The sequence below is a fragment of the Bacillus sp. ISL-4 genome (genome assembly GCF_018613275.1).
GTDB lineage: Bacteria > Bacillota > Bacilli > Bacillales > DSM-1321 > Peribacillus > Peribacillus simplex_E.
Window position 1 is genome coordinate 1 of sequence record NZ_JAGGQN010000081.1, and the last position, 14,492, is coordinate 14,492.

Here is a 14,492-nt window from a genome sequence, read left to right on the forward strand (position 1 = left end):
ATGAAACTATACTAACTCCAACTTAAATAGTAACGGGTTCTCTTTTGGGGTGTAAAAGTCAATTTCACAATACATTTTTACCGTGAATTCACAAATGAATTCACGTTTTTTATTTCCTTGATATTACTACACTCTTTGATGTTTTTATTAAAGTTCAATCATGATTTCACATCCCAATTATCGAATATGGAAATAATTATTGTACAGTGCGAATTTAACTGTGAATTATCATGTGATTTTTACTGTGAATTACGAAGGATATTATTTATTTTAAGTAGGTTCTGTTATCTCTCGTTGTTGATTTACTCTATTAAACTATTGGGAAGTTTTGTTGAACAAGTTGTAAATTTAACATTTTAAAATAAGAGCTGTAATGAGAAATGCTTTTTATTTTTGTTAATATTAAAAGGGTATTTAAATAACAATAACAATATAATAAAAAACAATATTAATTTATTGAGAAACAATAAATCATATGATAAAATCATGTTGTCATTAAATAAGTGAGGTGTTCTAAATGAAGGTTAAACGAGGTTCAACCACTTTCTTAAAGGTAATTATTTTTCTGGTTGGAATTGCAGTGCTTGCTTTGTGTATCTGGTTGCCTGAGATTGCCGTTAGAGATGCAAGAGTACATCCAGATACGGCTTACTTCCTAATCCCCTTTTTAGTATGTGCATACGGATTCTGTATTGCGTTTTCTGTTGCGTTGTATCAAGCATATAAACTATTAACCTACATCGAAAAGAACAATGCTTTCTCTGAATTATCCCTTAAATCTTTGAAGGTTATAAAAAAATGTGCTTTTACAGTCATTTTCCTCATTTTGTTAGGAATAGTAAGCTTAAAGGTGCTTGCTAAAATCACAGGAGACGACCCAGCAGGTCCTATATCACTAAGTCTAATGGGTATTTTAGCAACAAGTATCATCGCAGCCATTGTGGATGCACTTCAAAAGCCATTAAAAAATGTCCCAGATATTAAGTCAAAAAATGATTAACGGTTTGAGTAAATTTAATTAACGAGGTACTTTTTATGAAACAAGTTACGACACTCTTTTTGTTATTTTTATAGGAATCCCAGTTCTTGCATTGTGCATATTTTTTAGTGCCCCATATGGCGAATTTCGCAGCAAAATTGTATCCAAATATTGCCCCAATGAAATATCTCGTTTTCATCGTGATGTATGGAGCGGCTGTGCCTTTTTACTTTGCTCTCTATCAGGCTTTCAATCTTTTACGGTACATTGACTAGAACACAGCGTTCTCGGAATTATCTGTAAAGGCGTTAAAGAACATAAAGTGCTGTGCGATTACAATCAGTGGTTTGTATGTATTAGGTTTGCCACTCTTTCATTTTATAGCGAAGAAAGTTGACCCTCCTATTGTATTAATGGGACTCATCATCATTTTTGCTTCGTTGGTTATCGCCGTTTTTGCTGCTATCCTCCAACGGCTTCTACAAGAAGCGATTAACATAAAATCAGAAAATGATTTGACGGTCTGAGGTGGAGGATATGGCAATTATTTTTAATATTGATGTGATGTTAGCAAAACGAAAAATGAGCGTAACGGAGCTTTCGGAGAGGGTTGGAATTACTATGGCGAATCTTTCCATTCTGAAAAATCAGAGTATAAAACAGATTGGTCCGTCTTTAACTTTCAATTTAGCAAAAAAAAATCCTTCCATTCATTTTTCTATGGAAGGATGCATCAAAATATTCAAATAAACCAAGTGTTTTTCTTAACTTGATGGCTATAGGAGGCGCGTATAGCTTCACTACTATTTCCAACTTTAACTTACTTTATATTCATTGTTACCCCTGGTCCGATAGGAATATCTAATAATAAAAATACAATGAGCATAATAAGCCAAACAATCAAAAAAGCAATGGTGTAAGGCAGGATTAAAGCTACATGTGTGCCTAGCCCTGCTTTTTTATCATATTTCATTAAAAACCCTAACATAACGGCAACAAAAGGATTCAGAGGAGTAATCATGTTTGTCACAGAATCACCAATTCGATAACTTACCTGTATGATAGCAGGGTGAATGTCTAATAACATAAACATAGGAATAAATATAGGAGCTAAAACTGACCAGAGAGCTGAACCACTCGATATGAATAAACTTGAAATTACAGTTAGCAAAACCAACAAGACAATAGCTGGTATACCAACCAAATCAACTGATTTAAGCAACTCAGCACCGTTAACTGCCGTTAATAAGGATATGTTCGTCCATTGAAGATATGCTATAAATTGTGCAATTATAAAGACTAAGACAACAAATCCTGAGATGTCCTTTATGGCTTCAATCATATAATTTACTGCATCTGTAGGACTATTAATTTTTTTTGCAGTAATCCCATAAGTTAAACCAATAATAATAAAGAAAAGAAAAATAAATGTGCTGATACCACTCATTAGGGGTGAATCTATGACACTTCCGTTTTCCCCTCTTAGTGGTGAGTCAGGTATAAAAAGGGCCAAGATAACGAGAGCAATGTATACAATAGCTGCGATAAGAGTATTTCTCAAGGCTTTGCTTATTAATAAACTTACCTTGGGATCTTTATCATTATCATATGTAATTTTTTCATTTCCCTTATATGGTCCTAACCTTGGTTCGATAATTTTTTCAGTAACCAAGCCACCCACAATCGTAAGTACAAATACTGATATACTCATAAAATACCAATTATCAACAGGTTTTACTATCATATTGGAATCTATAGTTTGAGCAACTTCTGTTGATATTCCGGATAGCATTGCGTCAAATGCAGAAACAAATAAGTTTGCTGAAAATCCACAACCAACTCCGGCTATCCCAGCGGCTAGCCCTGCAATAGGATTTCTACCAAAAAGCATAAATATCATTGCGGCTATTGGTGGAACAATGATATATGCTGCATCCGCTGTAATACTACCCATGATGCCAATAAATATGACAGCATATGAAATAATTGATTTAGGCGCTCGTATTATTGTCCTTTTAATAGCTGCGTCAAAAAAACCAACCTTCTCCGCTAATCCCACACCAAGAGTGAAGACTAAAACCAATCCTAATGGTTTGAACTCAATAAAATTACTAAACATGGAATCTATTATATAAAGTAATCCCTCACTGGAAACCAAACTCTTTACCGCAAGTTGTTCTCCTGTGCCAGGTTGTGTTACACTTGCTCCTAAAAAATGAAGTAACCAGGAAATAATCATGATGATGATAATTAGATATAGGAATAGCATGGCAGGATGAGGGAGTCGATTTCCAAAGCGTTCAATAGTGTTTAAAATTCTACCAGTTTTCGGATTTTCCGTAGTTATTTGCCCCATATACTAAACTTCCTTTCAAATATAAGTCTACCGTTTTTTTATATACTCACCGAGTTCATGAATTACATGGCAAGTGCAATTAACCCCATTTAAAAAATAATCGACTTGTATATTCTCATTAGGAGAATGATTTCTTTGATCAAAATTCGCATAGGGCATGATAATGGAAGGGACTTCCAAAATGTTTGTCCATACATAATCAGGAAGTGAACCTCCAAGGCTTGGCTGAACAAGTGGCTTTTGTCGGTAAGCCTGATGGATGGCATTGGTTACAATTTCAACTATCTGAAGATCTGCAGGAGTTCTTGACGGTTCCATAGACCCTAAATACTCTACCTTAATGTTAGGATCATGTTTTTGCACGTGTTGACATATTTTGTCGTAAATAAACATAGGATCCTGATCAACTACGAGACGAATATCCATTTTTACTGTAGCTGTAGACGGAATGATCGTTTTTATCCCTTTTCCTGTATATCCACTTTCCATCCCGCAGATATTAAATGTTGGTTCCATGGTCAACTTATGATAGTACGTTTCGCCATCCATATTTAAATGTGAATAACCGATTTTGTTCCCAATGTCTTCAACATCAAAAGGTAACTGTTTAAGCAATTCTTTTTCTCGTTCAGAGGGTTCACGAATTTGATCATAGAAACCTTCAATTAAAACACGTCCGTCTTTATTGCGCATTGTCTGTAATAACTCAATTAACTTCCAAGCCGGATTTGGTAGAATATTTCCTGTATTTCCTGAATGGTTATCCCATTCTGCTGCTTTTGCTGTTAATTCAAGTGAAAGCATACCTCTTACACCTAATAAAATAAGGGGAGAGCCACTATTATGTGAAGAGCCGTCCGCTGTATAAACCAAATCTGCTTTCAAAAGCTCTTTGTGTTCTTTTACAAAAGAGGATAAATTGACACTGCCGATTTCCTCTTCTCCTTCAAATACAAATTTAATATTAATGGGCAATTCCCCTATGGTATCAATATATGTTTTAATACCAAGGAGTTGGGCCATAAGTTGTCCCTTGTTGTCTCCTGCTCCTCGGCAATAAATCCTTTTATCTCGTATAGTGGGTTCGAAAGGTGGAGATATCCAATCTTCAATTGGGTCAGGTGGCTGAACATCATAATGCCCATAAATAAGCAATGTAAATTGGTTTTTATCCTGTATCTTTTCACCGTAAACAACGGGATGTCCATCTGTCTCCATTAACCGCGTTGTGATTCCCATTTCTTCCATCATTTCCTTGAGTAATGCTGCACATTCAGTGATCCCTATATTTTGAGTGCTAATACTTTCTTGGCGTAAAAGTGTAAACAATTGGTCTAAAAAATTTTCTTTTTGATCAAATATTACTTGTTGAAACTTGTCTAAAGTCATACTAATTCACACCCTTTTTTATTGATTGACAACTCAATTAGAATAAAGTCGACAGTATTCTAAAAATTTTAAACGTTGTTTTGTTGAAATACAATGTTTTTTTGAAATATTCAGATAAATCATTCCTGAGTGATTGATGAAGATGAAGATGAATAATAATCAAAATATTACAAAAAATGTTTGCAAATACCAAAGGTATATTTTATGATATAAAAACGGTCGACAATAGACTCTCTGAAAATGTAATTCGATTTTTAGTAAGCGCTATCATCTTTATGACTGTTAAGTAAAACATGCGAAATTAAAATGTATATTCTACATTTTAAAAAAACAAGGGGGGGTAACAAATTTGGTGATTTATGGGGTTGCTTTGTTGTCAGTTTGTACATTGGTAGGGATATTCTTAGGAGAACTATTAGGCAAGATTATCGGTATTGACGCGAATGTTGGTGGAATCGGTTTTGCAATTGTGCTGTTATTGTTAATAACAGACAATCTAAAGAAAAAAAACAAATTTCACATAAAATCTCAAGAAGGGTTAAAATTCTGGAGTGCCATGTACATTCCTATTGTTGTAGCCATGGCAGCACAGCAAAATGTAGTGAAGGCATTGGAGGGTGGACCGGTGGCTATATTCTCTGCACTTGCAGCCATTATACTATCTTATGCATTAGTTCCGATTCTAAGTAAGGGTAATAACAATAAGAACCCTCATGCAAATGAAGTAGAAGTTGAACCAGAAGTTAAGGAAGCTCACTTTTAAAATACAAGGGGTTGAATGTGGTTATGAAAGAAATAATAATGTCTGTTCTTGAAGAAAACGCTCTTTTGGCAGCTTTTGCGGTGGTAGGTATTACCGTTTATATTTCATATACACTTTCGGATAAGCTCACTAGGGGAAGATTACACGGTTCAGCTATCGCTATTATAATTGGGTTAATTCTCGCATACATAGGAGGCATCCAAACAAATGGTGAGAAAGGTCTTGCAGATATTCCCATGTTTGCAGGCATTGGTGTGATGGGCGGTGCTATGCTTCGAGATTTCGCAATCGTTTCCACTGTATTTGGAGCGAGTCTAAGTGAAGTGAAACAAACAGGTGTACGAGGATTCGTTGGATTACTTATCGGAATTTTCCTTCAGTTTTTCAGTGGTGTTTTTGTGGCTCTATCATTTGGGTACAGTGACCCGGTCGCTTTGACTACCATTGGAGCAGGAGCAGTAACCTATATTGTCGGTCCTGTAACAGGGGCGGCTGTCGGAGCTAGTTCGGATGTGATTGCTTTAAGTATTGCCGCAGGAGTCCTTAAATCCATTTTAGTCATGACTACAACACCGTTTGCTGCCAAGTTTATTGGTCTTGATAATCCTAGAACAGCAATGATTTATGGAGGTGTGATGGGTACTGCAAGTGGTGTAGCAGCTGGTTTAGCAGCAACAGATGCTAAGTTAGTTCCTTATGGTGCAATGACATCTACATTTCATACAGGAATAGGTTGTATTTTATGCCCGTCTATACTCTTTTTAATTACAAAAGCTTTATTTTGATCATTAAAAAGGCTCCTGATAAAAAAAGGGCAATTTCTCAAAATATTGAAATTCACTTAATGTATGTAGTATAATTCAATGAAAATCGATTTAGTCGACAATATTCTAAATTTTGAGGGGGATGCATCCATGGGGGCGATTGACTTCACATATAATGCATTATCTAATTCAATAGCAGAACATATTACAAAACAAATTATTAATGGTGACCTGAAGCCGGGTGAAAAATTAGTGGAACACAGCTATGCTGAAGAATACGGTACGAGCAGAGCTCCGGTTCGTGAAGCGATTTATCTGCTTGCCACCGAAGGGCTCGTGGAAAGAATTCCACGGAAAGGTGCGGTTGTAAAAGAATATACAGAAAACGAAATATACGACTTACTGGAAATAAGGAACATGCTTGAAAATATGGCGATGGATCGGATTAAACAGATCGGAACAGATTCAGGTTTGTTACAAGAAATGAATCAACTTCACGAAAAGATGAAAACAGTGGAGGATGTTCATGCTTATACGCAATTGAATCACTCTTTTCATATGTGCCTCATTAAGATGAGCAAAAGTGAAGTCATTAAAGACATGTATTCACGACTAGGATGGCCGCTATTAAGAGTTCAAAGTTTATCATTTACAAATAAAGGAAAAATCGAAAAATCAATTACTGAACATGAAATCATTATCGACTTATTATCGAAACAGGATATGGAGGAATTGTCAATAGTTTTGTTGAAACACAATAAAGACGTTATATCCAACATTCAAAAAATGCTTCGTTCATAAGTTTTGCTAAATGGGAGGAGTTGAACATCGTGAAACTCGCTTTTTTGTTTCCTGGACAGGGTTCCCAAAAACCAGGTCTTCTTAATGATTTGCCGGCATGTAATGTAGTGGAAGATATGCTGGAAATAGCGAGTGAAAAGCTAAATGAAAGCGTTTTTAATTTTCATTCTAAAGAAGCTCTAGCTTCGACAAAAGCAGTGCAGATCTCTCTTTTGACTGCCGGAGTGGCTTCTTTTAAAGCATTTGAATCGGAAGGGGTGATACCGGACTTTGTTGCCGGACACTCTATAGGAGCGTTTAGCGCAGCAGTCGCGGCCGGTGTCATTGATTTTCAGGACGCAGTCAAAATAGTGGCCTTACGAGGAGAATTAATGGAGCAGGCATATCCGGAAGGATACGGCATGGGTGTAGTACTTGGACTTGAGGCATATAAACTTCAATCACTCATCAATCATCACTTCGATGAAAAATACCCGGTATTTATGGCGAATCAAAATGCGCCGGATCAAATAACGGTCTCAGGTGCTTTGTCCGGAATACAAAAAGTCCTGGATGCTGCATGGGAGAATGATGCACGTTGTGCCTCATTGTTAAATGTCAGTACGCCATCACATTGCCCGCTTCTGGCATCAGTTTCCGATGTGCTCACCGAAGCTCTACATGATATACCGATTCATCGACCTATTATTCCATACGCAGGAAATCGAAGTGCACGGCTTTTGTTAAATCCGGTCGACATTCGACTGGATCTCGCTGAGAGTATTTCTTCTGCCGTTCAATGGCATGATGCTTCTACAGTTTTGTATGAAAAAGGGGTTAGACTATTTATCGAAATGCCTCCTGGAAATGTACTGTCACGTTTGGCGGCCAAAGCATTTCCGGAAGCTAGAGCTTTATCTGTAACAGAGAATGGGTTTGATGATTGTCTGTTTGTAGCAAAACGTGAACGATTGAAATGATGAAAGGGGATTGAATGATGGATGCGACGAAACAGGTAGTAAATCAAAAAAGATCATGGACGACCCGATTTGAGGCAAAGAAGAAGCGATTGGAGAGTGTCAAAGATCTTGTTAACGGACTAGTAATTCCTACTGATCACATTGTGGAAGCCATGGAGAAATTGATCAGGCCGGGCGATCGTGTTGTTCTAGAAGGAAATAATCAAAAGCAAGCTTCGTTTTTGTCGGAAGCACTAGCACAGACTAACCCGAAAAATTTGTTTGATTTGCATATGATTCTTCCTAGTATTTCAAGACCAGAACACCTCGACCTATTTGAACTAGGCATTGCGAAAAAAGTGGATTTTTCCTATGCGGGTTCGCAAAGTCTCCGTATGGCACAAATGCTCGAAGACGGCAAATTAACAATGGGTGAAATCCATACGTACATTGAGTTGTACGGGCGTCTTTTCGTTGACTTGATTCCATCTGTTGCGTTGGTTGCTGCAGATAAAGCTGATCGTTACGGAAATTTGTACACAGGGCCGAATACAGAAGAAACACCGACGTTGGTTGAAGCGGCAGCATTTCGCGATGGCATTGTGATTGTTCAGGTAAATGAATTGACGGATGAGCTTCCACGCGTGGATATCCCTGGCTCATGGGTCGACTTTATTGTCGTCGCTAAAGAACCGTATGAATTGGAACCATTATTTACCCGCGATCCCCGCCATATTACTAATATTCAAATTTTGCAGGCCATGATGGTCATACGAGGTATTTATGAGAAGCATGGAGTGCAGTCATTGAATCACGGCATCGGATATAATACAGCAGCAATTGAATTGTTACTGCCTACATATGCAGAATCGCTTGGTTTGAGGGGTAAGATTTGCAAACATTGGACATTGAACCCGCACCCAACACTCATTCCAGCTATTGAAAGCGGTTGGGTTGACAGCGTTCATTGTTTCGGCGGAGAAGTCGGGATGGAAAAATATGTTTCAGCACGCCGCGATGTTTTTTTCACCGGACGTGATGGCAGTTTACGCTCAAATCGGACACTCTCACAAATGGCTGGACAATATGCGGTAGATTTGTTTATCGGCTCGACTTTACAAATAGATCAAGACGGAAATTCTTCTACTGTAACACGTGGAAGGCTTGCTGGCTATGGCGGTGCTCCAAATATGGGCCATGACCCAGGTGGACGCCGTCATTCAACACCTGCTTGGTTAAATATGATGACGTCAGAGGATCCGCTAGCTCGTGGGAAAAAATTAGTTGTGCAAGTAGTCGAAACATTCCAATCAGGAAATAAGCCTGTATTCGTCGAGTCGCTTGATGCGGTTGACGTGAAAAAAGATACTGGACTTGCGATAGCGCCGGTTATGATTTATGGAGATGATGTCACGCACGTTGTTACAGAAGAAGGTATTGCTTATTTGTATAAAACGGACAGCATAGAGAAACGGAGAGAGGCGCTTGCAGCAGTGGCGGGTGTTACGTCAGTTGGACTAACACATAATTCGAAAAAGACAGATGAGCTACGTCGAGAAGGACTAATCGCGCTTCCAGAAGATTTACAGATTCGCCGGACGGATGCAAAAAGATCGCTGCTTGCTGCGAAAAGTGTGGAGGAGATTGTCGAGTGGTCAGACGGATTATATGAGCCACCGGCGAAATTCAGAAGCTGGTAAACAGGGAGGGACGAAATGAACAAGGAAAAGCAGTTTTTTAGTCAATACGCTGCGAGGGCAGCTGTCCTATCATTAATAGAAGAAGTGGAGCTTACACCGAAACCGGGTCTTGTCGACAGCGCAAATACTGGTTCTCATAGCGATTTAACCATTCATTTAATGAGAAAATCAGCGGAATCCTTAAAAGAAACTTTTAAAGAAATGGCAAGTGTCAGTTATGGTATCAGTCCTTCCCAAACCTTGCGTGAAGAAATTGCAGAAATTGGTCGCAAAGGTGAAAGAATAATGTATGAAGTAACGGGAGGCATCAATACTCATAAAGGTGCTATTTGGGCGCTAGGTCTCCTTGTTTCGGCCGCTGCAATGGGAAAAGGTTCTTATACAATCGGAAAAATTGTAACAATGGCCGGTGAAACAGCACGTTTTCCGGACAGATATTGCCCAATCGTAAAAACAAATGGCGGGCGGGTTGCTATAAAATATGGTGTGAATGGAGCAAAAGGAGAAGCGCAACAGGATTTTCCGCATATTATGCGCTTTTCACTACCGATCTTAAAGAGGGCGCGATCACAAGGGAGGTCAGAAGGCGATGCTCAGTTGCATGCGCTCCTGGCATTAATCGCCCATTTAGATGATACATGTATATTGCATAGAGGCGGAGCTGAAGCACTTTCATTTGCGAAAAATCAGGCAGCTACCGTGTTAAATTCAGGAAACTTCAGCAAATTGAAAAACCTAAATGATGAGTTTACGAGACGCAATATTTCTCCAGGAGGAAGTGCGGATCTGCTAGCGGCTACATTGTTTTTAGATAAAATTCAAGCAAATAAAGCGGTCAATGAATTCCGGAAAGAATATGAATATATACATTAAACGGGGGAGTTTCATTTGGAAAATATCACATACACATTTCCTGCAACAAAAAGAATTGATAAACGCGCTCACGTTGGGGTTGTTGGATCAGGAGATTTAGAGATTATGATGGAGCCGTGTGACAGTTGCCAGACCGAAGTGACAATTCGGACCGGGATTACGGGATTTAAAGATACGTGGGAATCCGTTATCCAGCGTTTTTTTACTCAACATGATGTCGCGGCGAAAGTGAAAATTAATGACTTTGGCGCTACACCAGGTGTTGTTTTAATCCGTCTTGCACAGGCATTGGAGGTGAGCCGTAATGATTAGAACGTTAAAAGATAGTTTTGTGGAATGCAACGGTCGCGAGAGGGCTGAAAAATTATTGGACGATGGAACATATAAAGAGTTGCTCGGTCCATTTGATGGAATCGAATCGCCTCATCTAGAGCCGCAGGGTATCGTACCACAAAGCGATGACGGTGTTATTATTGCCAAAGGAACACTCAACAGTCAGCGAGTGGTTGTCATATCCATTGAAGGAAATTTTCAGGGCGGTGGAATTGGCGAAGTATCTGGTGCAAAAATTGCCGGTGCTCTCGAAAGGGCATTGAAAGATTGCGAAGCAGGTATAAAAACGGTTCCTGTATTGATGTTTGATACAGGAGGCGTGAGGCTACAGGAAGCAAATTATGGATTGTTGTCCATCGCTGAAATTGGTGCTGCGATTGTGGCTCTTCGCCGTCACGTACCTGTTATCGCTGTTATCCCGGGGAAAATCGGTGCATTCGGTGGGATGTCCATCACAGCAGGTCTTTGTAGTGCAATCATCATGACACGAGAAGGGCGTCTAGGATTAAATGGACCGGAAGTAATTGAGCAGGAAGCGGGTATTCGAGAGTTTGATTCAAAAGACCGGCAGCTTATCTGGGGGACGATTGGCGGGAATCAGCGAACAGCTACTGGATTTGCGGATATATTAATTGAAGATTATACAGAAGCTGTCAAGGAAGCGGTTGCTACTATTATAAATGGTGAAGTTATCCTTAAAGCAAGGACGGAACAGGTGGAGAGATATCAAGCATTTTTAAACTTGATTAATCCATTGCAGCGCCTGTCTCCTGAAAAAGTGCAAGACTTGTGGAGTTGTTCTGAAAAAACGATTGAGAATAAAACAGAAGTTGTTTCAGAAAGTGAAAAATCAGCAGGTCGCGGACAGGTCTGGTTTGATTTACTACGCGATGATGCTGTAGAGATAGGTGATATTCCTTCTGTTCGTGTCGCGGATAGCATGGTTGGGAATACAAAAATACGTTACATTGCAGTAGTACCGGATGCTCAAAGTCGTTTTCCACGAGCGCGAAAAGGAGAAGTTGGTCTGCAGGAAGGCTGGTCGATTGCCAAACATATTAGGAAAGCAATCGCGGCAGATCAAGACGGAGAAAAACGAGCAATCGTAGCGATTGTCGATGTGCCGAGTCAGGCATATGGATACCATGAAGAGCTGCTGGGTATTCATCAAGCATGCGCTGCGGCTGTTGATGCCTATGCGACAGCAAGGTTGGCTGGCCATCCCGTTGTTTCCTTCATCCCAGGCAATGCAATTTCTGGTGCTTTTTTATCACATGGCATGCAGGCGAACCGGTTGATTGCACTGCGCGATCCAGGCGTAAATGTGCATGTCATGTCAAAACAATCGGCTGCTCGCATTACACAGCGAAGCTTGGAAGAGTTGGAGACTGCAACGAAAAAAGTACCGGCTATGGCGTATGATATTGAATCATTTGAAAAGCTCGGAGCCTTGTTTTCATTAGTTGACAGAGTGGAAGCGAGTGCTCCAGAACGAAAGGATCGCGACATTATTTATAAAGAGATTGGCCAGGCTATTGAAGATGTGCGGTTGGATGGATCTACAGATTTAAGTGGACGGTTAACTTCATCCATTGCTCAATCAGGAGGCCGAGCTGCAGCGATTTTGGTAAGAGAAAAGTTGTTTGAACAATGGAATTAAAGCCACATGATTTACTAGAAATTAAAGGTGTGGAGGATTTAATTTGTAATTCAAACATACCAGAATGGGTGGAAACGGCGCTCACCAATGCACCTTACGTGGTGGTGCGGCGTGCCCGTGCGCCTGTAGGGCTTGTGGCGGTCGGTGTGCGCGGTTCTATGAGAAATGAACGGTTTGCAGCATTTTTGCCGGCCAATCAAATTGTAAGCAGGATTACACCAGAGCAGTTGGCACTAGGAAAAAAATGGCGTAATTATTCGAAAGAGATTTTTCATTATCTGGAGCGGGTTAGTAAATTAATGAATAATCATTCCCTTATGTGGGGACCTGGTGGGAGTATTGGATTTGAACTTGCGAGCGGGAAAGAGACGGTCAAGGCGACAAGTGATATTGATATTATTATTCGCTTTTCAGAGGGATTCACAACACAACTTGCTCGGGATATAAAAGCAGGATTAGAAATAATTCCAGTTCATGTGGATGTGCAGGTGGAGATGTTAGAAGGAGCTTTTTCGTTAAGTGAATATGTAGTTTCGGAAGGGAAATCAATCCTTATTCGGACAATGGATGGGCCAATATTAAAGAAATTTGACATACTTTCATCTTGCTGATGAATTAAGTTTTAAAGTGCTTATTGGTATAATTTGGTATATAAAAGAAGTGGGCGATGCAGTAAAGAAGAGGACACAATCATATGTATTCCCGAAAAAGTAGATGACCATGATGCTCCATGAAAGAACAGTATTTAAAGGAAGTATAAACGTCTTCATAGTTCACTAGAGGGTTGCAGAAAGCTCAGCACATTCAGAAAGTTTAAAAGTAGGAAAACTTGTTGGTGGGATGCATATTCCACTTAACAGTTTAAGAAATGGCGATGGAAAATATAAAATCCAAATTACAAATGTCAACACGACCGGTGCATCAATAAGCCTTAATTCTGGAACCGTTTATAATAAATAAAATATAAGCTCCCTCCGGGGGGGGGCTTTTTTTATTTGTTAAATTCCCCAGATATCCCTTTGCCAGAAACACGAAAAAGGCAATTTGGTTACAGAGATTAATTTTTTTAAGAATTTCCTCAGAAAACCAAAAATAAAAAGCGGAATTTTGTAAAGTACAGAGAATTTGTTTATAAAGAACTGTAATTCTTAATGAACTAACGGGTGCTTTAGCTTAGGATCAGAGCTGTCTTTAAGGCACCTCTTTCTTTATGCAACTAGGGGCAGGATAGTTCCATAAGGAATACTGTAAAGTGACATTAAAGTTGTTTAAAAACGTCAGTCATGTTATTCCATTAAAGGGCCAGTTTGTGGAGGATTTTAACAGGTTTTTTTAGAGTTATTATTTAAAAAAAGATTTTGAAGTCTTTTGGCGAAAATTAAATATTAAATCTATAAAACATGGAGGTTGTTGTGATGTTGAAACTGTTTCAATATAACTGGCAAGTTCGTGATGATTGGTTTACATTGTTCGAAGATATACCGGATGAAGAACTATTAAAGAAACGGGTCGGTGGGTTCGGCAGTATTCTACATACCCTATTTCACATTGTAGATGTGGAATATATGTGGATCTTAGGTTTGCGAGGTGAACCAGTGCCTGAGGAGCCATTGTTTGAGGATTATGCTAGCTTACAAAAAGTGAAAAATCTTTCAGCTCAATACCATGAGAAAGTGAAGCCATTTGTGACATCTTGGACAAATGAAATGGATTCTCGGAAACTTTCAGAAACTGATTTCAATGAAGAACCAATTAGCTCTAGAGACGCACCAATCAGGCGCCGAGTCATTGAATGTCCACACGGAGAGATCATACGTCATATCATTGTCCATGAAATCCACCATATTGGCCAGTTATCTATATGGGCACGTGAAATAGGAAAGGAGCCTGTTTCCGCAAATCTGAGAGGAAGAGGGCTATTCGATAATTAGACTGC

Annotated in this window: 13 protein-coding genes and 2 pseudogenes; 13 read left to right on the plus strand and 2 right to left on the minus strand. The window is 39.2% G+C overall.

What is annotated here, in order from left to right; genetic code table 11:
* The first annotated feature begins 517 nt into the window (after positions 1 to 517).
* From J7J00_RS27315 to J7J00_RS29015, 3 genes and pseudogenes are all read left to right on the plus strand, one after another.
* Complete coding sequence (locus J7J00_RS27315) at positions 518 to 1,000, plus strand: DUF2975 domain-containing protein (protein WP_214796289.1); 483 nt, start codon at positions 518 to 520, stop codon at positions 998 to 1,000.
* Between the two features lie 64 nt (positions 1,001 to 1,064).
* Positions 1,065 to 1,506: pseudogene (locus J7J00_RS27320) on the plus strand (DUF2975 domain-containing protein).
* Positions 1,507 to 1,516: 10 nt separating this feature from the next.
* Positions 1,517 to 1,645, plus strand: a pseudogene (locus J7J00_RS29015) (helix-turn-helix domain-containing protein); the annotation flags it as partial.
* Between the two features lie 154 nt (positions 1,646 to 1,799).
* Here J7J00_RS29015 and J7J00_RS27330 read toward each other — a convergent pair.
* Together J7J00_RS27330 and J7J00_RS27335 are read right to left on the minus strand one after the other, a co-directional pair.
* Positions 1,800 to 3,335 (minus strand): AbgT family transporter, encoded by a 1,536-nt coding sequence (locus tag J7J00_RS27330; protein ID WP_214796291.1) that lies wholly within the window; start codon positions 3,333 to 3,335, stop codon positions 1,800 to 1,802.
* 27 nt (positions 3,336 to 3,362) lie between these two features.
* Positions 3,363 to 4,724: a M20/M25/M40 family metallo-hydrolase gene (locus tag J7J00_RS27335; RefSeq protein WP_214796293.1), complete on the minus strand. Its 1,362-nt coding sequence runs from the start codon at positions 4,722 to 4,724 to the stop codon at positions 3,363 to 3,365.
* A gap of 352 nt (positions 4,725 to 5,076) precedes the next feature.
* Between J7J00_RS27335 and madL the strand changes: the two genes are divergently transcribed.
* The 10 genes from madL to J7J00_RS27385 all read left to right on the plus strand — a co-directional run bounded on the left by madL (position 5,077) and on the right by J7J00_RS27385 (position 14,487).
* Complete coding sequence (gene madL / locus J7J00_RS27340) at positions 5,077 to 5,487, plus strand: malonate transporter subunit MadL (protein WP_309487260.1); 411 nt, start codon at positions 5,077 to 5,079, stop codon at positions 5,485 to 5,487.
* Between the two features lie 23 nt (positions 5,488 to 5,510).
* Positions 5,511 to 6,272, plus strand: a complete 762-nt coding sequence (gene madM, locus J7J00_RS27345) for a malonate transporter subunit MadM (protein ID WP_214796297.1) — start codon at positions 5,511 to 5,513, stop codon at positions 6,270 to 6,272.
* Between the two features lie 129 nt (positions 6,273 to 6,401).
* Entirely contained in the window at positions 6,402 to 7,052 is a 651-nt protein-coding gene (locus tag J7J00_RS27350) for a GntR family transcriptional regulator (protein WP_214796299.1), read from the plus strand.
* Between the two features lie 29 nt (positions 7,053 to 7,081).
* Positions 7,082 to 8,011, plus strand: coding sequence for an ACP S-malonyltransferase (locus tag J7J00_RS27355; protein WP_214796301.1), 930 nt, complete (start codon positions 7,082 to 7,084; stop codon positions 8,009 to 8,011).
* 17 nt (positions 8,012 to 8,028) lie between these two features.
* On the plus strand, positions 8,029 to 9,690 hold the full coding sequence (gene mdcA, locus J7J00_RS27360; RefSeq protein WP_214796302.1) for a malonate decarboxylase subunit alpha: 1,662 nt from the start codon (positions 8,029 to 8,031) through the stop codon (positions 9,688 to 9,690).
* A 15-nt stretch (positions 9,691 to 9,705) separates the two neighbouring features.
* Entirely contained in the window at positions 9,706 to 10,563 is an 858-nt protein-coding gene (locus tag J7J00_RS27365; protein WP_214796304.1) for a triphosphoribosyl-dephospho-CoA synthase, read from the plus strand.
* Between the two features lie 15 nt (positions 10,564 to 10,578).
* Positions 10,579 to 10,875, plus strand: coding sequence for a malonate decarboxylase subunit delta (locus J7J00_RS27370; protein WP_214796306.1), 297 nt, complete (start codon positions 10,579 to 10,581; stop codon positions 10,873 to 10,875).
* Positions 10,868 to 12,556, plus strand: a complete 1,689-nt coding sequence (locus J7J00_RS27375; protein WP_214796308.1) for a biotin-independent malonate decarboxylase subunit beta — start codon at positions 10,868 to 10,870, stop codon at positions 12,554 to 12,556. Before J7J00_RS27370 ends, J7J00_RS27375 begins: the two co-directional genes overlap by 8 nt.
* Complete coding sequence (locus J7J00_RS27380; RefSeq protein ID WP_214796310.1) at positions 12,547 to 13,167, plus strand: malonate decarboxylase holo-ACP synthase; 621 nt, start codon at positions 12,547 to 12,549, stop codon at positions 13,165 to 13,167. Before J7J00_RS27375 ends, J7J00_RS27380 begins: the two co-directional genes overlap by 10 nt.
* An 804-nt stretch (positions 13,168 to 13,971) precedes the next feature.
* The gene (locus J7J00_RS27385; RefSeq protein ID WP_214796311.1) at positions 13,972 to 14,487 is read left to right on the plus strand and encodes a DinB family protein; all 516 of its coding nucleotides are present in this window, start codon (positions 13,972 to 13,974) and stop codon (positions 14,485 to 14,487) included.
* The last annotated feature ends 5 nt before the right edge of the window (positions 14,488 to 14,492 follow it).